An 18,970-nucleotide genomic window follows, 5' to 3' on the forward strand; every position below is an offset into this window, starting at 1 on the left:
GGTTAAAACCGCAGTTTTTCCTTTCTTTGTGAAAACGGCAGTTTAAACCGCCGTTTTTTCTCCTAACAGCAACCGCCGCCGTTATAGTGCCAAGTCGAATCAGTAATCAACACCTTATCCGGCATCAATCCCCCCAACTTCCCAGCCGTTTTATCGCACACCGCCGCCGGAACTCCTCGCTGCAAAACGTGACCTGCTCCGTCATCAAACAGCTCTTCAGACCCCGCATAAATCGCCGTCTTGCCCGTGAAAATGCAAGCGCCATCCGGGGGGATGTCCACTTTAAAGGACACTGTATCGAGGCTTTCTAACAACAGATCCGCATCCAATTTGTAATTGTGTTTGTCCAGCAGCCTGTAAGGACGGCGCGCCCGGACTTCCACTTGCCCAAAGCCCACGTCTACAAGGTGTTGAACGTATTCTGCGTATGTCAGAGCACCCGACAAACACAAAGCCCGCAAGCGCTGATCGTCTTTCAAATGCTGCGGAATTGCGCGAGTTGCGATCGGATCGCTCATCAACAACCTGCCCCCTGGCTTCAACACCCGATAGGTCTCTTTTAATGCCTTAGCTAAATCCGCAGGTTCAAAGATATTAAACAAGCAATTTTGTGCGACAACATCAACAGAAGCATCCGGTACCGGCAACGCAAAAGCATCGCCTTCTATAATTTCCACAAAACTCTCGTCAAACCAATCATTTTCGTGGGCGGCAATTTGCAAGTTGCGTGCAGCCGCTTCTCGCATTGCTGCAACCGGATCGACGGCAATAACCGATCCATTGTGCCTAGAAAAATAAGCAAATTGCAGTGCTTCCAATCCGCCGCCGACGCCGACATAAAGCACGACTGGATTTCCGACAAGTTCGGCGGCGTGAACGGTGGTGCCGCAGCCGTAGTTCATTTCTTGCATTTGTTCGGGAATTTTTAATCCTGGGAGTTGCAAGGGACTGCTTTGGACGCAGCACAGTCCAATTTGGGGAGTTTCGGCAACGTCGCTATAAAATTTGGCTGCTGTTTCGAGATAGGTCATGTTCGATTTCCCTGAGTTTTTTTTACCGCAGATGTAGGCGGATTTACGCTGATGCACGCAGATGAATTCTGAAATATTTTTTAGGTTTCAAATTCGACTTTTTCTTCGGATTTGGGTATGTTTTATGGTTTGGAAACTGTTGTTTCTGGAACTTCTAATTCGGCGCTTTGGGGATCGATAACTGACGGCGCTGGTGCTATTAGATTGGGAGATGCTTCTGGTATGGCAGGAGCGACTAATTTAGGCACAGGAGCTTTGTCTGTTATTTCTGGCAGGGCTGTCTGTACTGAAGGATCGGTAGGTTCGGTAACTTGATTCAAAAAGTTGCGGAACCGATTGTAGTATCCTTTGTATTCTTGTTTTTGTGTTTCGGGAGATGGTGTTGGTTTTGGCTCTATTATTTTAACGGGTACAACAACTTTGGGGGTTTCTAACTCTGGGGTTGCTGTTGGTTTTGGTTCTATGACTTGAAGTGGTTCCACAACTTTGGGGGTTTCTAGCTGTGGGGTTGCTGTCGGTGTCGGTGTCGGTTCTATGACTTGAACTGGTTCTACAAGTTTTGGTGCTTCGAGTTGGGGGGTTGCTGTTGGTGTCGGTTCTATTGTTTGAACGGGAGCAACTTTTGGCTCTAAGCTCGGCTCGGTAGCTGGGGTTTCTGGAACCGCTGGTGAGGGTTCGGCTACTGGTGTTTTTTCTAATGCAGGTGTCGGTGTCGGTTCGGGTGTTGGTTCGGGTGTCGGTTCGGGTGTTGGTTCGGGTGTTGGTTCGGGTGTTGGGGTTGGTACTTGGTAGGTACGATCGACTATACCGCGAGTTTCTGCTACTGTGATCTCGCCCCGCACTAATTTAGAAAAAGTATCTTGCCCCTGGGGTTGGTAATCTATCAGTCTGACTGTATTATTAAAGGCGTTTTTGACGGTATTTCCCTGTTCGTCGATTAATTCTAGCTGCACCCAGTTTTTCCCGGGTTTGAATCCTTTAAGATATATAGGTTGCAACTGGTCGATCGCGAAACTTTCCCCGTTCACTGTGGCTCGAATTTTCCAATCGAGTATGTCATCTTGGGAATTTTCTTGAGCCACTTGGTGCAAAGGCGCATTTGTCAAGTAAAAATCGAGCAGGATGGGTTCTGCCCCGTAGCTGCCTTGCGGGCTGTTGTACGTTAATAGGGGCAATGTGAGATCGGGATTGTTGTCCTCTGTTTTGGTAAAAATGTGAAAGGTGGTTTGGGCAAAAGCACCTTCGTTTTTAAAGCTTTCTTCCCAAGGGCGAGCTGCGAACACCCGCAGCGTATGGGTTCCGGGTTTTAAGTCAAAGAGCGTTAAAGTTTGGTTGATGTCGTAAACTGCTGCATAAGGTTGGTTGTCTAATAAAACTTGCAGGTGGGGCCCCAAACCCAAGTTGGCCTCTTTGAAAATGGGGAAGTCCTTGACTTGGAACTTAACAGACACATTTATATCCTGAAGCACTTCGTCAGGTTTTGGATTCAAAATACTTATTTGAGGCTGGTAAATTTCTAGAGCCTGACGCAGTTGTTGAATGGCTTCTGGGGGAGAAACCTCTGAGATTCTGTTTACCTCGGCGGTAGCTGAGCCGCTCTTGTTTCCTGATTTGGGCATGGAGGGATGGCCCGCGCCACAACTTGCTACACCCAAAATCAATACTGCTGCTGCAAACAATGCCAGCAGCCTGCCTGCAACCGTTCTCTGCCAATTGATGCCAATCACGCAACTATACTCCTAGAAGCCTTCTCATAGGGAACTATAGCCCAAAACTGAATTTAGTATTGCCGAATTGCCGATCGGCAATTGGGGGCCCCCCTGTGTCGCGGATTCAGGCTGTGCCGGCAACCAATCCGATCCCACTAATAACTGCCCCAGCCATTTTCTTAAACATCTCTCTATAAATGAGTATTCCTCAATTGCTTTATCTTTGAGTTTTGTAAACTTAATGGCAATACCCCTTGACTTTTTTGAGGGACTGTGGAAATTAAAGGGGGTAATTGCATCAAGAATTGAGGCTTTTTTAAGTATTGTTAACAAGCGATTAATACTTCTCTAGCAGGCTTATAATTCATAAAACTCCCTCAAAAGGAGCAGCCGCATCAAACCTAAATCCAGGAGGCGATCGGCAGCTCTGGCGAGAAGAGTTGGCAGTACCCAGGGACATTGTTAGCGACACTGGGGAACTGGCTTCTTTACAAAGAAGCAAAATGCTTGGGGAGACGATCGACCTGCGTGTAACTCTGGAAAGAGCGAAGTGCAAGCTGTTTCGGGGAACCGAGAATCCCCCGCCTAATTAAGCGTGGGGAGTGTCAGATACAGTATTCAGTTCTCGTTCCTTGTCTTATCGAGAGGAGAGTCTTCATGACCATTAGTCCTCCAGAGCGAGAGGTAAAAGTTAGAGTAGTAGTCGATAAAGATCCGGTTCCAACTTCCTTCGAGAAGTGGTCAAAACCAGGTCATTTCGATCGCACTCTAGCTAAGGGGCCAAAAACCACCACTTGGATTTGGAACCTCCACGCTAACGCTCACGACTTCGACAGTCATACAAGTGATTTAGAAGACGTTTCGCGCAAAATCTTTAGCGCTCACTTCGGCCACTTGGCAGTAATTTTCGTATGGTTGAGCGGCGCATATTTCCACGGCGCTAAATTCTCCAACTACGAAGCTTGGCTGACAGATCCTACAGCCATCAAGCCCAGCGCTCAAGTGGTTTGGCCGATTTTTGGTCAAGAAATTTTAAATGCAGATGTAGGCGGCGGCTTTCACGGGATTCAGATCACCTCTGGTTTGTTCCAACTGTGGCGCGCCAACGGCATCACTAACTCATACCAGCTATATTGCACTGCGATCGGCGCCTTGGTAATGGCAGCCCTGATGCTATTTGCCGGTTGGTTCCACTATCACGTCCGCGCTCCGAAACTGGAATGGTTTCAGAACGTAGAATCGATGATGAACCACCACTTGGCAGGTTTGCTAGGCTGCGGATGCTTGGGCTTTGCAGGACAACAAATTCACGTTGCTCTGCCGATCAACGCTTGCATGGACGCGATCGATGCAGGCTCACCGTTGACAGTAGGTGGCAAACTGATTAAAACAGTTGCCGATATCCCACTGCCACACGAGTGGCTTTTCAACTCAGCCTTGATGGCTGACATCTACCCCAGCTTTGCTCAAGGTTTAACGCCCTTCTTCACCCTCAACTGGGGCGCCTACAGCGACTTCCTGACTTTCAAAGGTGGTCTGAACCCCACCACAGGCGGTTTGTGGCTGAGCGATACAGCACACCATCACTTAGCGTTGGCAGTGTTGTTCATCATCGCCGGACACTTCTACCGTACTAACTGGGGCATTGGCCACAGCTTCAAAGAAGTTTTGGAAGCTCACAAAGGCCCCTTCACTGGCGAAGGCCACAAGGGGATGTACGAAATCTTCACGCAGTCTTGGCACGCCCAACTGTCGTGGAACTTGGCCTGGATGGGCTCTATCAGCATCCTCGTGGCTCACCATATGTACGCGATGCCTCCGTATCCGTACATCGCGACTGACTACCCAACTCAGCTATCCCTGTTCACCCACCACATGTGGATTGGCGGATTCCTGATTGTTGGAGCAGCAGCTCACGCAGCAATTTTCATGGTGCGGGATTACAATCCGGCTCAGCACGTTAATAACTTGCTCGACCGCGTACTCCGCCATAGAGATGCAATCATCTCTCACCTTAACTGGGTTTGCATATTCTTAGGCTTCCACAGCTTCGGTTTGTACGTTCACAACGATACAATGCGAGCTTTCGGTCGTCCTCAAGATTTGTTCTCAGATACCGGTATCCAATTGCGTCCGATATTTGCCCAATGGGTACAAAATATCCACGCTTTGGCACCAGGTAACACAGCGCCTAATGCTATGGAAATCGTCAGCCACGCTTTTGGCGGCGGTGCAGTAGCAGTCGGTGGCAAAATAGCGATGATGCCGATCGAGTTGGGTACGGCGGATTTCATGATCCACCACATCCACGCTTTCACCATTCACGTTACAGTTCTGATTCTTTTGAAAGGCGTGTTGTTCGCACGCAGTTCTCGCTTGGTTCCTGACAAAGGCAGCTTAGGCTTCCGGTTCCCTTGCGACGGCCCAGGCCGTGGCGGTACCTGCCAAGTTTCTGGTTGGGATCACGTGTTCCTCGGCTTGTTCTGGATGTACAACTGCATCTCGATCGTGATTTTCCACTTTAGCTGGAAAATGCAGTCGGACGTGTGGGGAACAGTATCGCCAGACGGCACAATTTCTCACATCACCGGCGGCAACTTCGCACAAAGTGCGATCACGATTAACGGCTGGCTGCGGGACTTCTTGTGGGCGCAAGCTTCTCAAGTAATTCAGTCCTACGGTTCGGCACTGTCGGCCTACGGTCTGATGTTCCTAGCTGGACACTTCGTGTTCGCCTTCAGCTTGATGTTCCTGTTCAGCGGCCGCGGCTACTGGCAAGAACTGATTGAGTCCATTGTTTGGGCTCACAACAAGCTCAAGGTAGCTCCTTCCATTCAGCCTCGCGCTCTGAGCATTACTCAAGGTCGGGCTGTGGGCGTAGCTCACTACCTCCTAGGAGGAATTGTCACTACGTGGGCATTTTTCCTAGCGCGAATCATCTCGGTAGGGTAAACTACCTTTAGGTTTTGGATTCAGGATTTGGGAGCAATCTCAAACCCAGAATCCAAACCTCGGAACCGAACCTCTTCAACGTTCAGGATTCAGGATTAATCAAGGCTTATGGCAACGAAATTTCCAAAATTTAGCCAAGACCTTGCCCAAGACCCGACCACACGGCGGATCTGGTACGGGATTGCCACAGCGCACGACTTTGAAAGCCACGATGGCATGACCGAAGAAAATCTTTACCAAAAGATTTTTGCTTCTCACTTCGGCCACCTAGCAATCATTTTCTTGTGGACTTCGGGCAGCCTGTTCCACGTAGCATGGCAAGGTAACTTTGAACAGTGGATTAAAGACCCTCTAAACGTCCGCCCGATCGCTCACGCGATTTGGGACCCTCAATTCGGTGCTCCAGCAGTAGAAGCTTTCACTCAAGCGGGCGCTTCTAACCCAGTGGACATCTCCTACTCTGGTGTTTACCACTGGTGGTACACCCAAGGGGTTCGGACAAATGGCGACTTGTATCAAGGAGCTATCTTCTTGCTACTGTTGGCTTCTGTCATGCTGTTCGCAGGTTGGTTGCACCTCCAGCCGAAGTACCGCCCGAGCTTGTCTTGGTTCAAGAATGCTGAATCTCGCCTCAACCACCACTTGGCTGGTTTGTTCGGTGTCAGCTCTTTGGCCTGGACTGGTCACATGGTTCACGTTGCTATCCCCGAATCTCGCGGACAGCACGTAGGTTGGGAAAACTTCTTGTCTACCCCTCCTCACCCGGCTGGTTTGGCTCCGTTCTTCACTGGTAATTGGGGCGTATACGCCGAGAACCCAGATGCAGCAAGCCACGTATTCGGTACTGCCGAAGGCGCTGGAACTGCAATTCTGACTTTCTTGGGCGGCTTCCACCCTCAAACAGAATCCCTGTGGCTCACAGACATTGCTCATCACCATTTGGCGATCGCAGTTCTGTTTATCGTTGCCGGTCATATGTACCGGACTAACTTCGGTATCGGTCACAGCATCAAAGAGATGTTGGATTCAAAAGCTGGTTTGGTAGGCGGTAAGAGTGAAGGTCAGTTCAACCTGCCTCACCAAGGCCTTTACGAAACCTACAACAACTCGCTGCACTTCCAACTGGCATTTCACCTCGCTGCTTTAGGTGTAATCACCTCCTTGGTCGCTCAGCATATGTACGCGATGCCTCCTTACGCTTTCATAGCGCAGGATCATACGACAATGGCTGCGTTGTACACGCACCACCAGTACATTGCTGGTTTCATCATGGTCGGTGCTTTCGCCCACGGAGCTATCTTCTTGGTGCGGGACTACGATCCTGAAGCTAATAAAGGCAACGTGCTCGATCGCGTGTTGCAGCACAAAGAAGCGATTATCTCTCACTTGAGCTGGGTGTCGCTGTTCTTGGGCTTCCACACTCTCGGCTTGTATGTTCACAACGACGTTGTAGTCGCTTTCGGAACTCCTGAAAAGCAAATCTTGATTGAACCAGTGTTCGCACAGTTCATCCAAGCTGCTCACGGGAAGGCTCTGTACGGCATGGACGTGCTACTTTCTAACCCAGACAGCATTGCGGCGACTGCTTGGCCAAACTACGGCAACGTATGGCTCCCAGGCTGGTTGGAAGGAATCAACAGTAGTACAAATTCTCTGTTCTTGGCGATCGGACCTGGCGATTTCTTGGTTCACCATGCGATCGCACTTGGCTTGCACACCACCACCTTGATTTTGGTCAAGGGCGCTCTGGATGCACGCGGTTCTAAGCTGATGCCGGACAAAAAAGACTTCGGTTATGCTTTCCCTTGCGACGGCCCCGGCCGTGGCGGTACCTGCGATGTCTCTGCTTGGGATGCGATGTACCTGTCTGTCTTCTGGATGTTGAACACCCTAGCTTGGGTAACGTTCTACTGGCACTGGAAGCACCTAGGCATCTGGCAAGGTAATGTGGCTCAGTTCAATGAGTCTTCTACCTACCTGATGGGCTGGTTCCGCGATTACCTCTGGCTGTATTCTTCTCAGTTGATCAACGGTTACAACCCGTATGGTACTAACAACCTGTCTGTCTGGGCCTGGATATTCTTATTCGGACACCTAGTTTGGGCAACTGGTTTCATGTTCCTGATCTCTTGGAGAGGTTACTGGCAAGAGTTGATCGAAACCTTGGTTTGGGCTCACGAGCGCACTCCTTTGGCCAACTTGGTTCGCTGGAAAGACAAGCCTGTTGCTTTGTCGATCGTCCAAGGTCGTTTGGTTGGCTTAGTTCACTTTACTGTGGGCAACGTCTTCACTTACGCAGCCTTTGTAATTGCCTCGACGGCCGGGAAATTCGGATAACTCTGAACTCTGGTTTCTAGGTAATTAAATTAAATCCCCTGCCTTCGGGCGGGGGATTTTTTGAATTTTATTGTGGAATTTTGTACAATAGAAGCAGACAAAATTGTGTTAAAAGTTATAAAATTTTTATGGAATCATTGAATTTAATCGTCATTAACCTCGTCTTATGGGCTTTCCCCTCTGATCCTAAAGTTGCTGTGGGTGAACTCACCGAAAGCCAAAACCTTACAATAAGTCGGTTGCGTCAAAGGATTACCGATAAGTTAAAAGAAAACCCAAAAGCAGGAAGTGCTATATTTGCTGCTGAACATGGTTCAAAATCTGATTTGCAGCAAGTTGCTGTGTATTTACAAGTGGCAATGTATGAAGATGCAGAATTTGCAGCCGAAATGAAAGCGATTTGTCAAGAATTAGGGACTATTTCAGATGATAAAACGGAGAACAGACAAAAACTTATTCAGACCATTGGAAATCAGATGATTGTTGGGGCATCAGGCGGTGCTTTAATCGGAAATATGGTGGTTGGAATACCTGGTGCTGTACCCGGTGCTGTAGCTGGTGCTGCCCTTGGATTGTGGTACGGGAGAAATTCTCGATCGTCCGATAGGACAGAAGATAGTAGGGATGTTAAATGAGTCAGAACCAAATTTTAGTCTCTAGCTGGGCTTGTTTAACATTTGTGACCATAGTTTTAGGTATCAGTTCGTTATATGTTCGCCGTAGACCTATTGTTTTCAAGTTGGCAGACTTTATGAATTTAGCTTTGGCTACAACAGCGATTATATCAAGTTGTAGCTTGATATACCGAGCCATTACTTTGAAAGAATTGGAAACCCTTTTAGGTTTTGATATTGTGACATTATACTTGGGAGCGATCGCTGTAATTTGGTTGTCAACACAGCAGATATGGCAAATCTTTAGATAATTTTCTTCTGCTACGCCGAATTCAGTAGGTCAAACTATTGAGCAAGCAGAAGCTGACGCCGATGCGATCGAAGCCACTATCCAGGAAGCGAAAAGAGATTTTAACCTGCCATGAGTGAAACACCCAAACTCCCCGATCCAGAGAAAGTTAAGCAAACTGTTGCTATGCTTCGGGACAGCAACCGAATGCTGGAAGCTTGGACTCAAACACTAGATGAACTAATTGCAATGGTTGAAGCTGATATTCGCAACAGTCCGATTAATGTTTATCGGCGGGAGAATGCGAAGCGGTTGGCTGAGTCTGTCAAGCAGGAATAAAAGTACGATCGCATTCTCTATCTTTAACATGAGGATTTAGGTAGTTCACATAGTCATATGCACCCTGAGACAGAGGAACTAATCAACAAGTTCAAAAACTATGCGAAAAGTTTGAACCCATTTTGGTGGGATACAGAGCGTAGAGGAAGCCTAAATGCCTGGAATCTTTTAGTCTCAGAAGGCTTTGTTCAGCTTGCAGACTTAGATCGAGCGATTACAGCGTGGAAAGGGATCGAGCGACGTGGATTGCCCATTGACCCCAAGGAATATCCTGGCTATGAATACGCACCACCTCGACGAAAACGTAAAGATAAATCCTGGAATCCATATTTACAATCACAGCATTTCCAGTATTACAATGCTTTAGCATACTTCTTAAAAAATAGTTTGCAGAATCTTAAAGTTTACAGTTTGAGGAGTATTCAAAGTAGCCTCAACTATCGTCGGGGGTCGGGCCAATTTAAGATTTATATAATTGTTGGTCAAACTCCAGATTCGGACTGGATTTGTCTTGCTCCTACCGTTCCGGATCAAGTTTGGAATCGATACGAGTTATCATATCATCCAGCTTTCGCATCACTAACTTCCTGTGACTCACCAAGCTTGGTAACACAAGATTTACATGATAAAATTTGCAAAATTATTGCCAAATTTAAACCTATTCAAGTAACTGGTTACTACAACGAATACAGCCACCATCATCAGATTTTTTGTACAGCAGCTTCTGAGGAAGCTACAGCAATTGAAAAAGCTCTGAAGGTAGGCAAGTTTTTGGATGATGACATTTACTATTTCAATATAAATTATCTTGACTTTTCTGAGGAGGAACCTACTAATCAGTTAGTGCATGAATACCTGCAAGACCAAAAACAATATATGTTTTGCTTCTGGGATGTAGGATGCGGATACAAGTTTGGCTGTACCGCACGCGGTGATTGGATTGGCTTGAAATATTTGAGCTTAATGGACTACAATCCTTGACAGCGGCACAACTATTCTGTAGGAGCGGACTGAATCGCATTCCCCTCTTTTCACCAAAAGCCCGATCGCCCTCAACCCCTCAAATCTCTCCATTTACCTGCATTTGATGCACCTTGTCCGCCAACTCTTGCAGGCGCTTTTCGTCCAACTCGTCGATCGCCAGCATCCCGACATATATAATTTCCTTCAGCGTTAGTCGGGTTGCTAGCGCCTTTTTCTGCACTATATCCTTGATGATGGGGCTGACTCCGATCGCGGTACTGGCTCTAGTCACAAAACTAACGGGAGATTAACAACTTTGACTAAATCTTAGCACCTTTAAGCTGAGTTTCTAGCTGCGTTGCAAAACGTTTAAGCGCGTCTTGACAAGACGCAGCGTGAGGTTTATAGTGGAAAGGTAGAAAGGTCGATCGACCTACTCCTCCAAAATCTCCACCAAATCCTCAATCATCACATCAAAAGTCCGAGCCAACCTGTGCAGGTAGGCAAAGTTCACGGTTGTCATGCCTTGACATTGGGCGTAGTTCCTAATGGTACTGTAACCAACGCCCGATCGATCGGAAACTTCCTTAAGTGTCCAGCCGTTTTGGGCCGCAAACTCCCTAATCCGCAACCTCACTAAGCCTTTGCTCATACTTACTTGACAGATGACAATCTGCTGTCGTTTAATAGTTAGATATCTAAAAAGCCGCCCTATTCCTCCAAAACCTCGACCAAATCCTCAATCATCACATCAAAAGTTCGAGCTAACCTCCGCAGGCAAGTAAAGTCAACCATTGCCATTTCAGGACGACGAGCATAGCTTCTGACAGTGCTATAAATTACCCCAGAGCGATCGGATACTTCCTTAAGCGTCCAGCCCTTCTCAGCAGCTAGTTCCCGAATTTTTAGCCTGACTAAACCCATGCTTGACAGTTGATGCAATTGCGTCGTATAATTGTATATGTAAAGAGCGATCGCCCCCCGGCCTCGAAAACTAAAGGGCGATCGTCTTAAAAACTCAATCTAGACAGATTATTTCTTTCTATCAAAAGCGCATTTGCCATATCCAGAAGTCTACTAACCATATCCAGAGGTATACTAGCCATGATATCAGAAACTCCGGCAAAATCGCGGACGATCGCAGAATCCAAGATAATTCACAAATCTCCAATCCTGCATCCGCTGGCGAGATTCGTCACAGAAGACACAGTAGCACTGCTGTTCAACATCTCAACAGACGACATTTACCGGATCGAATGCTGCCGCTACATGGTGTATGTCCACGCCAAAGGCATCAGCCGGTTTGTCAGCTACGCCGATTTTCCCCCAATCTTACGAGTCAATCCGCCTTCCCCTCAAGATTTTGGCAGATGGTACAAACGCTGGAAAAGCAAGCTAGCACCGGGATTTTGGACTAAATTCTATACGCACAAGTTCAAAGAGGCTGTGTCAGTTGACAGCTTGCTGGAGTGGGGAATGTTGGTAGCTAAACTTAAATCGGTGATTTCTGCTTCAGGGCTGCAACAGCTACGAGATGTTTATTCCCAAGAAAAAGATTTGATGGAAAGATTTTAAAGTGCGATCGAATACTGATAATTTTGATTTGTTTGTCAATGGTGGCGGACAAGTATTGATGATTAATATACCGATTGCATAAGTCTTTGATTGGTACAGAAACCGCAGATGTCAGACGGATAAACACAGATGCGACGCAGATAATTTAAGTAATTGGAAACGAAGTAATACCAGATATATAATGTTCATAAGCTTGGCAAGATCTATCAAAAATACGTAAGGTGCGCGGCGCGCACCCTACAATCTCAAAGCTTAGGAGAAAAACCCCGCATTAGGATAAATAGAAACTTAAGCAGGTTCTAACTTGGCAATTACCTTTTCCATGTACTCGGCAACTTTGGTTTCTTTTTCCACAGAGTTGGTTTCCATGTAAACGCGCATCAAAGGTTCCGTTCCCGAAGGCCGCAGCAATACCCAACCGCCGTCTTCAAGATACAGTTTAATCCCGTCTTTGCGGCCGATTTCCTTAACGCCAATACCCGCTATTTCCGTGGGTGGATTCTTGGTAAAAGAGTCCAAAACGGCTGCTTTGTGCGCTTCTTCTAGGTGTAAGTCCAAGCGTTTGTTGTACAGGGGGCCGTCGGCTTCTTTGATGGCTTCTTCTACTAGCTGAGATAGCGGTTTGCCTTCGTAGGCGATCGCCTCAGCAACTAGCATATCAGCCAAAATCCCGTCTTTTTCGGGGATGTGACCCAAAACGCTCAAACCGCCAGACTCTTCGCCACCGATGAGCACGGCTGTTTCCCGCATTTTTTCGCCGATGTATTTAAAGCCGACTGCGGTTTCGTAGATTGTTAAACCGTATTTGGCGGCCATGTTATCTAGCAAGTGGGTAGTTGCGACGGTACGGACGATCGCCCCAGTCAAGCCTTTATTCTTAACCAAGTGACGCGCCAACAGCAACAACACGGTATTCGGAGTCAAGACATTACCCAACTCATCAACAATACCAAAGCGATCGCTATCGCCATCCGTAGCCAAACCTAAATCGGCTGAATCCTTCTTAACAGCTTCCACCAACTCGACTAACTGTTCGCCCTTGGGTTCAGGCATTCCGCCCCCAAACAGCACGTCGCGGTAGGTGTGAAAACTTTCCACATCGCAGCCGCAGTGTTCCAAAACACCGTCGAGATAGCCGCGAGAAGTCGAATAAAGAGCGTCGTACTTCACCTTCAACTTAGCAGAGCGAATCCGCTCCACATCAATCAAAGTATAAAGAAACTTCAGATATTCAGGTTTCGGGTCAAAAGTGGAGATTTTATCGTTGTGGCTGCCTATGGCTGGGGCATCAGAAGCACCAGTAATATTTGCCACAATGGTATCCGTAATTTCCGGGGTTGCCGGCCCTGCGTAGTCGGGGATGTATTTGATGCCGCAGTAAGGTGCGGGATTGTGCGAAGCCGTGAACATCAGGGCTCCTGCGGAGTTGAGATGCTTGGCGCTGTAGGCGATAACTGGTGTCGGACAATCTCGATCGACTACCATCACCGTCCATCCCAAATCTGCCAAGACTTCCGCCGATGTGCGGGCGAACTCGTCTGCCAAAAAGCGGGTATCGTAGGATACTAGCACTGGACGGTCTTTGGTGTAAGCGGTTTCGAGGTAGCTGGCGATCGCCCGGGTGACTTTTCGCACGTTGGCAAAAGTAAAGTCATGGGCAATCAGTCCCCGCCACCCATCGGTTCCGAACTTGATTTCTTCTGTTGAATTGCTGGCGCTCATAAAAAAGCTCGGTAAGTGGGAAACTCAGAGTCTTTAGACCTGAGAGGAAAACGACCAGGCGGTTGAAACCGCCTTGAATTTTTCCATTACCGCCTTGGGATTGTTTGACTAGGTGTACTTTTGTAATGTACTTTCAATGGGACAATTACCATTTCAAGCTTCACAATCCTGTACGCATAATGGTTGCCTTTGTTGGGTCTCCCTTACGGGGTAATGTTAGCTTCGCCAATGTTATCAGGGCTTGTTGGGCTTGCAACACTGTTCCAGTGACTTTAGAACTGTTTAATTGCAAACGACAGAGCAGGGGACTAGCTTCGCATCCACAGGGTGTCGTGACCTAAATAACGTAGTCAGTTAAGACTTAGGCTGGTCAGAATAGCTGGCTTCGAGACTTGCTCGCGACCAAGCGAGCGTGTCTTTAGACCTGAGTTCCTGACTTTATCCACTTCCTCTCGTCCTACTAATCCTACCCGAAGGCATAGCCTTAAAGATGCACTGGCTATCCTGTTTGTAACGATCGATCGCCCGTGGGGCCCTTAAACCTAATCCTATCCTTGTAGGGACGGGCTACCACCTCCGGCAGACGACTCGCAGCAGCCAGATTTCGTATAATGCAGGAGCGATCTGGTGAGTCGATCGAGATTCCGGTTTTGAATGGTGGTTGGGCGATCGGGAATCTAAAAAAACTGAGCGCAAGAAACCGCGCTGACAATGGCATTAACGAAAATCAAATAAATCTGATTGTTATCTCAAATTTAATAATTTATTTATAAATGCCGCTCGTTGAATGTGTTAGGGTTTCCTAACGAATGTCAGACAAATTTTTTGGGCTTCACATAAAAAAATAAATCAATCAAAGTCACCGCTCGATCGTGATGTAGCCTAGATTCTTTGAGAACGTAGGGCGATCGACATAAGCGACAAAACAAAGATAAAATATCTCAAAGAGCAGTTTTTTCAAGGCAGACTAGAGTTTAATTCTGAGCTTTTAAAACAAATTGAATTTATTTTTGCCGTCTTTACAGGTAAAGAAAAAAAATCGGTTACGATCGCATAGTGACTGTGATCGAGCGCACAATAAATAGCGTTATTAACGTGCAAGTTATATAGGATGGATGCAGTGCAGCCAAATGGCTCATAGTTTTAAGCACAATGGCGGATGACTGTCAGGGTATAAATGCAGAAGATTATATTTAGTAACTTTAAAAATTAGGGGAATCGATCGGGTACGGCTTTATAAAACAACGAGGTTTCTCATGGCTGGTATTTCACAACTATCTTCAAAGTTTTTATCGGTGGGCGACGAACTGCAACAGGACGACAGTTTTGCGTCACAGGCTATTACGGAATCGGACATTCACAAGATCCCAGGGGCTAAAGGAGTTAGCATTTCTTCCTTGGCAGTTAGCTGGGCAAAAAAATATTACAGTACAGTAGCGGGACGAGAAAACCAAACACATCAGCAAATCTCCGAGAGCCGAGATTTAAGCAATTTTGATGGCAATCGAGCCAAAATAGTTGACAAATTGACAGATACTCTGAAAGTTGCCAGCCAGATAGCTTGGAATAAAGTAGAGACTGTTTTAGGGGAACAAATAGAGCGACACGCGATCGATCCTAGCTTAATTAATCAAGAAGAAATTGTCGCCGACACTCGCAGCTTATATCGGAAAGCAATAGACGCTTACGGCGATAGGGAACCTGTTTTCCGCTTGTCAGTGCTGGTGGGAAAAGATATTGTCCAAGTAAGACGGAAATACTCAGACACAGATCCGTTAGTGCTGGGATTTGTGACGTTGGAGTTTCAATACACTAGCAAAATCTTGTTAGGATGCCTTTCGGAGTCAGAGCGATCGGAATTTGCACCCTACTTAAAAGTTATAGATGACTATCTGCACATTCCCCACGGAGAGATTAACGAGGCTGCGGCGGATCATACCCCGAATTCAAAAGCTCTCTTAGCCGTTCAGCATTTGTTGCAGCAGACAACTCAGATTGCTAGTGCAGTGTACGCTCGGGCTAGTTCCCAGCATCCAGGATACCGCAGCAGCAGCGGTTATTTGACCGATCCGCAGGTCAAAATTTCTGGCATTCGGGATGTCGAGATTTTTCAAAGTTATTTGTGCTGGTGCGTTTTGGAAGAAAGCATTCGCCCGGTACAGCAAGAATTGTTTCCAATCTGCGTGATGCTGTACCCGAGACTTCATGTAAGTTGGGAATTAGTGCAGGATATGCTGCTAATTTTGTTTTGGGAAATATCCGATCGCCTCCCGGCTGCCGATGTTATGGTATTTTTACCTTACTTGCGGACTGTGACAGATATGTTTTCCAGCGATGTCTTTGACAATTAGGGAATTGGGCATAGGGCATAGGGCATAGGGCATAGGGCATAGGGCATGGGGTCGAAAAGCGGAGTTCTCGCGGAGGGATTTGGCATTGGTAATTGCCAATCTCTATTTAAAACTCCAAGCAGCAACTGCCAAACATCCCCAACCTACAATGTAAGCAACTCCTCCCAAGGGGGTAATTGCACCCAGCCATTTGATGTCAGTCAAACTCAGCGCGTACAAACTGCCTGAAAAGACGATTGTGCCGACAATAAAAGCCCATCCAGCCACTGCAAAAAAGGTTTCAGACTCTGGGGCGCGGCTTAATAATAAAGCGACGAGTAATAAAGCCAGGGCGTGGTACATTTGATAGCGGGCGCCGGTCTCAAAAATGCCTAAAGCTCGATCGGTCAATTGATTTTTCAAAGCGTGGGAGGCAAAAGCCCCGCCCGCAACCGACAAACCTCCGAATACGGCTGCGGCTGCTATGAAAATGCGCGTTAGGATTAGCGTTGACATAATATTTTTTTAATGGGCAATTGGTAATTGGTAATTGGTGAACATAAATATACTTGAGTTGGATTCATTCACAAACTATATTTAAATCATCTGCGTTTATCTGCGGTTTCCCTATCAATGAATCCCAGAATATGGATCGCTCCTCTAGGTACGTAGTTGCGCTTGGGCGCTCTTTCATGAAAGAGCGCCCAAGCGCAACTACGTACTGCACACCCTATTTATGATAAATCAGCTTTTTGCAGATATTTCTAGTTTATTTGCGTACAGCTTCCAGCAAGCGCGAATAGTAAAAGCTAGTGCTATTCATGGCTGTTCTTTTAACAACAAAACCGTTGCTTTCTAGGATTTTGATAATATCAGCTTCGCGGTGCTGGTAAGCGCGGGTAGTTTTGCTCGGGCCGGGGAAAAGTTCGCCAAATTTTTTGAGCGCGGTAAGTGCTAAGGTTTTGGGGGCAAAACTGAGAATTAGTCGCGATTGGGCGATCGAACTTAGGTGAGCGATCATTTCCGCAGCCTTACTTTGAGGATAGTGGATCAGCACGTCCAAACAAATAACCGTGTGAAATTTGCCGGTTAAAGCTTCCAAATCCTGGGCGGCGAAAGAGATGTTGTACATCTTGCCGGGAACGGCTGTCGATCGCTCATAAGCCTCTGCTACCATCTTGTCAGAGATATCGCTAGCACAAACAATTGCCCCAGCCTCAGCCAGAGGAATGCTCAGAGATCCAACACCACAGCCAGCATCGCAGACACTAAGCCCGCGCAAATTGCCGTCAGCTTGCAGCCAACCGAGCACTGTATCCACCGTTTGCTGATGCCCGGTGCGAATGTCTAGCTGCACTTTGTTCACTTTGCCGTCGCCGTAAATTCGCTGCCAGCGATCGAAGCCCGTCGAGTTAAAATACTGTTTGACAATATCCTTGTCATTTACCAAATTCATCTTTCCGCCTGCTGCTGAGTTATTGCCAACGATTAGACATTATAATTTTAATTAGCCCTAACTTAAAAAAATATGGTGCTACAAGATCATTTCCGCCCGCCGCTGTCAGCGCGCCGTCACTGGCACGCCTTTCACAATGCTTGGGCGACTTATATTGCATCTGACTTGAATGCCAAATTACCCGAAGGTTATTTTGCAGAACCCAACGTGCAGTTTGAAATTGAAATTGATGTAGCAGCTTTTGAGGAACCTCTACCGGACTTTGATTGTCCAGAGACGGTAATTAATTTGCCAATAGATTTACCAAACAATTGGATGTCGCCCCCAGCACAAAGCGTGCCTTTTTTACCTGTGGCAGAAGCTGTGCAAGTTAATATTTTTAACACAGAAGGTGGCCCGGTTTTAGCAGGTGCAATTGAATTAGTAAGTCCTGCCAACAAAGATCGTTCTAGTCATCGCTGTGCTTTTGTGTCAAAGTGCGAGACGTATTTGCGAGAGGGAATTGGGTTGGTAATAGTTGATGTTGTGACGGTTAGGAAGGCAAATCTTCACAATGAATTGTTAGCCCGTCTAGTGGGAGGAATTGCTTCGCCCTTCGACGCCGATCTCTATGCTACAGCTTATCGCCCGATCGAGCGAGACGGCAACCAATGCCTAGATATTTGGCAGGAAAATTTAGCTGTGGGTTCCACGCTTCCAGTTGTACCGCTATGGCTGCGGGGTGGGATTTGCTTGGCTGTGGAATTAAATAATATTTACGATCGAACTTGCCGAGAACACCGAATTTCTGTTAGCAGCGCTTAGTTTGACACTCCCCGGCGTGAACGCACGGGGATTCTTAAGACACTACCAAATGGCAATCCTTAATGGCGCTGTCAAGACACCTCTACCAACTCCGCTAAGGTCAAAACCTAGCATTGTCGCTACTTTTCGCATAATGTTGGCTGCACCATTGCAGTCGGCGTTAATACACCAGTTTTGTAAACCAGTTCGATACAATCCACGCTTAATTCGTCTACCCGACTCTTTCCACCCATCGGGTTTTGCACCGATTGTAGGCAGGAAGTCATTGTCAACGAATGAAGCTTTTGATGTGTAGCTTTCCTCTGTTTCTGTAAATCGAATTCCATACTTTTCGCAGAGCTGAGAGATTCTAGTTTTCAATCTACCAGTAGGAATTTGTACGAATTTCTGATTAATTTTTACTCCCATATTTACGCCATTTTTTTGACCCTTATTCCAGCCAAAAACAACAGTACCAATTTGGTTTTCTCGGCAGTGATTGATAACTGTTTTGGCCGCTTTATTTACCGCATCACGCATTTGACGATTGCGCTTTTCAGTTAATCGTGCTAATTGATGCGACCAAAAGCCATTAGGCTTTCCACCCATCAATGCAGCTACTCGCTTGTTATACCACTGATTTAGAGACTTCAAATGTTTTCCGTCAACAATAAAGCTTGTGTTCGCATTGCTGACACAGGTTAACCAATTATCGATACCATGATCGATACCTAAAACTTTTTTACCGTCAGTATTGACCTGGACGCTGACTGACCAAAGAGCGAGACGCAAGCCCCTGGCTTTAGACATGGGGATAAGTCGGTAGCGGTTTCAACCGCCTTCTGTATTTAACAAAGCTTAATAAAGAAT

18 protein-coding genes are annotated in these 18,970 nt (G+C 46.9%); 9 read left to right on the forward strand and 9 right to left on the reverse strand.

What is annotated here, in order from left to right; genetic code table 11:
* Window positions 1-62 precede the first annotated feature (62 nt).
* Entirely contained in the window at window positions 63-1,031 is a 969-nt protein-coding gene (gene arsM, locus JGK22_RS08125; RefSeq protein ID WP_293269653.1) for an arsenosugar biosynthesis arsenite methyltransferase ArsM, read from the reverse strand.
* A gap of 122 nt (window positions 1,032-1,153) precedes the next feature.
* Entirely contained in the window at window positions 1,154-2,758 is a 1,605-nt protein-coding gene (locus tag JGK22_RS08130) for a hypothetical protein (RefSeq protein ID WP_293312661.1), read from the reverse strand.
* Window positions 2,759-3,397: 639 nt separating this feature from the next.
* Between JGK22_RS08130 and psaA the strand changes: the two genes are divergently transcribed.
* The 5 genes from psaA to JGK22_RS08155 all read left to right on the forward strand — a co-directional run bounded on the left by psaA (window position 3,398) and on the right by JGK22_RS08155 (window position 10,252).
* Window positions 3,398-5,692: a photosystem I core protein PsaA gene (gene psaA / locus JGK22_RS08135; RefSeq protein ID WP_293176795.1), complete on the forward strand. Its 2,295-nt coding sequence runs from the start codon at window positions 3,398-3,400 to the stop codon at window positions 5,690-5,692.
* 108 nt (window positions 5,693-5,800) lie between these two features.
* Window positions 5,801-8,029, forward strand: coding sequence for a photosystem I core protein PsaB (gene psaB, locus JGK22_RS08140; protein ID WP_293176793.1), 2,229 nt, complete (start codon window positions 5,801-5,803; stop codon window positions 8,027-8,029).
* Between the two features lie 128 nt (window positions 8,030-8,157).
* Window positions 8,158-8,664 (forward strand): hypothetical protein, encoded by a 507-nt coding sequence (locus tag JGK22_RS08145; RefSeq protein WP_293176791.1) that lies wholly within the window; start codon window positions 8,158-8,160, stop codon window positions 8,662-8,664.
* A 400-nt stretch (window positions 8,665-9,064) separates the two neighbouring features.
* Window positions 9,065-9,271 carry a hypothetical protein gene (locus JGK22_RS08150; RefSeq protein WP_293176789.1) on the forward strand — a complete coding sequence of 69 codons (207 nt, stop codon included), beginning with the start codon at window positions 9,065-9,067 and terminating at the stop codon, window positions 9,269-9,271.
* Window positions 9,272-9,328: 57 nt separating this feature from the next.
* Window positions 9,329-10,252, forward strand: coding sequence for a nuclease A inhibitor family protein (locus JGK22_RS08155; protein ID WP_293202922.1), 924 nt, complete (start codon window positions 9,329-9,331; stop codon window positions 10,250-10,252).
* Window positions 10,253-10,331: 79 nt separating this feature from the next.
* On the opposite strand, the gene JGK22_RS08160 is transcribed toward JGK22_RS08155, so the two are convergent.
* The 3 genes from JGK22_RS08160 to JGK22_RS08170 form a co-directional block, all read right to left on the reverse strand.
* The gene (locus tag JGK22_RS08160; protein ID WP_293190080.1) at window positions 10,332-10,526 is read right to left on the reverse strand and encodes a hypothetical protein; all 195 of its coding nucleotides are present in this window, start codon (window positions 10,524-10,526) and stop codon (window positions 10,332-10,334) included.
* A gap of 141 nt (window positions 10,527-10,667) precedes the next feature.
* Window positions 10,668-10,886 (reverse strand): helix-turn-helix transcriptional regulator, encoded by a 219-nt coding sequence (locus JGK22_RS08165; protein WP_293135490.1) that lies wholly within the window; start codon window positions 10,884-10,886, stop codon window positions 10,668-10,670.
* A 59-nt stretch (window positions 10,887-10,945) separates the two neighbouring features.
* The gene (locus JGK22_RS08170; RefSeq protein WP_193974409.1) at window positions 10,946-11,158 is read right to left on the reverse strand and encodes a helix-turn-helix transcriptional regulator; all 213 of its coding nucleotides are present in this window, start codon (window positions 11,156-11,158) and stop codon (window positions 10,946-10,948) included.
* Between the two features lie 180 nt (window positions 11,159-11,338).
* On the opposite strand from JGK22_RS08170, the gene JGK22_RS08175 reads away from it, so the two are divergent.
* Entirely contained in the window at window positions 11,339-11,809 is a 471-nt protein-coding gene (locus JGK22_RS08175; RefSeq protein ID WP_293176780.1) for a hypothetical protein, read from the forward strand.
* 288 nt (window positions 11,810-12,097) lie between these two features.
* Here the strand turns inward: JGK22_RS08175 and JGK22_RS08180 are convergent, their stop codons facing one another.
* Window positions 12,098-13,531 carry a phosphoglucomutase/phosphomannomutase family protein gene (locus JGK22_RS08180; protein ID WP_293176776.1) on the reverse strand — a complete coding sequence of 478 codons (1,434 nt, stop codon included), beginning with the start codon at window positions 13,529-13,531 and terminating at the stop codon, window positions 12,098-12,100.
* 611 nt (window positions 13,532-14,142) lie between these two features.
* Here JGK22_RS08180 and JGK22_RS08185 point away from each other — a divergent pair.
* Window positions 14,143-14,304, forward strand: a complete 162-nt coding sequence (locus JGK22_RS08185; protein WP_293176774.1) for a hypothetical protein — start codon at window positions 14,143-14,145, stop codon at window positions 14,302-14,304.
* Between the two features lie 483 nt (window positions 14,305-14,787).
* On the forward strand, window positions 14,788-15,882 hold the full coding sequence (locus tag JGK22_RS08190; RefSeq protein WP_293176772.1) for a hypothetical protein: 1,095 nt from the start codon (window positions 14,788-14,790) through the stop codon (window positions 15,880-15,882).
* Window positions 15,883-15,984: 102 nt separating this feature from the next.
* On the opposite strand, the gene JGK22_RS08195 is transcribed toward JGK22_RS08190, so the two are convergent.
* Complete coding sequence (locus JGK22_RS08195; protein ID WP_293190086.1) at window positions 15,985-16,377, reverse strand: DUF423 domain-containing protein; 393 nt, start codon at window positions 16,375-16,377, stop codon at window positions 15,985-15,987.
* A gap of 253 nt (window positions 16,378-16,630) precedes the next feature.
* Complete coding sequence (bchM, locus tag JGK22_RS08200) at window positions 16,631-17,317, reverse strand: magnesium protoporphyrin IX methyltransferase (protein ID WP_293312663.1); 687 nt, start codon at window positions 17,315-17,317, stop codon at window positions 16,631-16,633.
* A 72-nt stretch (window positions 17,318-17,389) separates the two neighbouring features.
* On the opposite strand from bchM, the gene JGK22_RS08205 reads away from it, so the two are divergent.
* Window positions 17,390-18,121 (forward strand): DUF4058 family protein, encoded by a 732-nt coding sequence (locus JGK22_RS08205; RefSeq protein WP_293312665.1) that lies wholly within the window; start codon window positions 17,390-17,392, stop codon window positions 18,119-18,121.
* A gap of 42 nt (window positions 18,122-18,163) precedes the next feature.
* On the opposite strand, the gene JGK22_RS08210 is transcribed toward JGK22_RS08205, so the two are convergent.
* Window positions 18,164-18,910 (reverse strand): transposase, encoded by a 747-nt coding sequence (locus JGK22_RS08210; RefSeq protein ID WP_325314809.1) that lies wholly within the window; start codon window positions 18,908-18,910, stop codon window positions 18,164-18,166.
* Window positions 18,911-18,970 lie beyond the last annotated feature (60 nt).

This window comes from Microcoleus sp. PH2017_08_TRC_O_A (genome assembly GCF_020738665.1).
GTDB lineage: Bacteria > Cyanobacteriota > Cyanobacteriia > Cyanobacteriales > Microcoleaceae > Microcoleus.

What these genes read in the sequence shown, in the direction of transcription:
- arsM (WP_293269653.1), bottom strand. Translation starts at nt 1,031, where the DNA reads ATGACCTATCTCGAAACAGCAGCCAAATTTTATAGCGACGTTGCCGAA.
- psaA (WP_293176795.1), top strand. Translation starts at nt 3,398, where the DNA reads ATGACCATTAGTCCTCCAGAGCGAGAGGTAAAAGTTAGAGTAGTAGTC.
- psaB (WP_293176793.1), top strand. Translation starts at nt 5,801, where the DNA reads ATGGCAACGAAATTTCCAAAATTTAGCCAAGACCTTGCCCAAGACCCG.
- JGK22_RS08145 (WP_293176791.1), top strand. Translation starts at nt 8,158, where the DNA reads ATGGAATCATTGAATTTAATCGTCATTAACCTCGTCTTATGGGCTTTC.
- JGK22_RS08150 (WP_293176789.1), top strand. Translation starts at nt 9,065, where the DNA reads ATGAGTGAAACACCCAAACTCCCCGATCCAGAGAAAGTTAAGCAAACT.
- JGK22_RS08155 (WP_293202922.1), top strand. Translation starts at nt 9,329, where the DNA reads ATGCACCCTGAGACAGAGGAACTAATCAACAAGTTCAAAAACTATGCG.
- JGK22_RS08165 (WP_293135490.1), bottom strand. Translation starts at nt 10,886, where the DNA reads ATGAGCAAAGGCTTAGTGAGGTTGCGGATTAGGGAGTTTGCGGCCCAA.
- JGK22_RS08170 (WP_193974409.1), bottom strand. Translation starts at nt 11,158, where the DNA reads ATGGGTTTAGTCAGGCTAAAAATTCGGGAACTAGCTGCTGAGAAGGGC.
- JGK22_RS08175 (WP_293176780.1), top strand. Translation starts at nt 11,339, where the DNA reads ATGATATCAGAAACTCCGGCAAAATCGCGGACGATCGCAGAATCCAAG.
- JGK22_RS08180 (WP_293176776.1), bottom strand. Translation starts at nt 13,531, where the DNA reads ATGAGCGCCAGCAATTCAACAGAAGAAATCAAGTTCGGAACCGATGGG.
- JGK22_RS08185 (WP_293176774.1), top strand. Translation starts at nt 14,143, where the DNA reads ATGCAGGAGCGATCTGGTGAGTCGATCGAGATTCCGGTTTTGAATGGT.
- JGK22_RS08190 (WP_293176772.1), top strand. Translation starts at nt 14,788, where the DNA reads ATGGCTGGTATTTCACAACTATCTTCAAAGTTTTTATCGGTGGGCGAC.
- JGK22_RS08195 (WP_293190086.1), bottom strand. Translation starts at nt 16,377, where the DNA reads ATGTCAACGCTAATCCTAACGCGCATTTTCATAGCAGCCGCAGCCGTA.
- bchM (WP_293312663.1), bottom strand. Translation starts at nt 17,317, where the DNA reads ATGAATTTGGTAAATGACAAGGATATTGTCAAACAGTATTTTAACTCG.
- JGK22_RS08205 (WP_293312665.1), top strand. Translation starts at nt 17,390, where the DNA reads ATGGTGCTACAAGATCATTTCCGCCCGCCGCTGTCAGCGCGCCGTCAC.
- JGK22_RS08210 (WP_325314809.1), bottom strand. Translation starts at nt 18,910, where the DNA reads ATGTCTAAAGCCAGGGGCTTGCGTCTCGCTCTTTGGTCAGTCAGCGTC.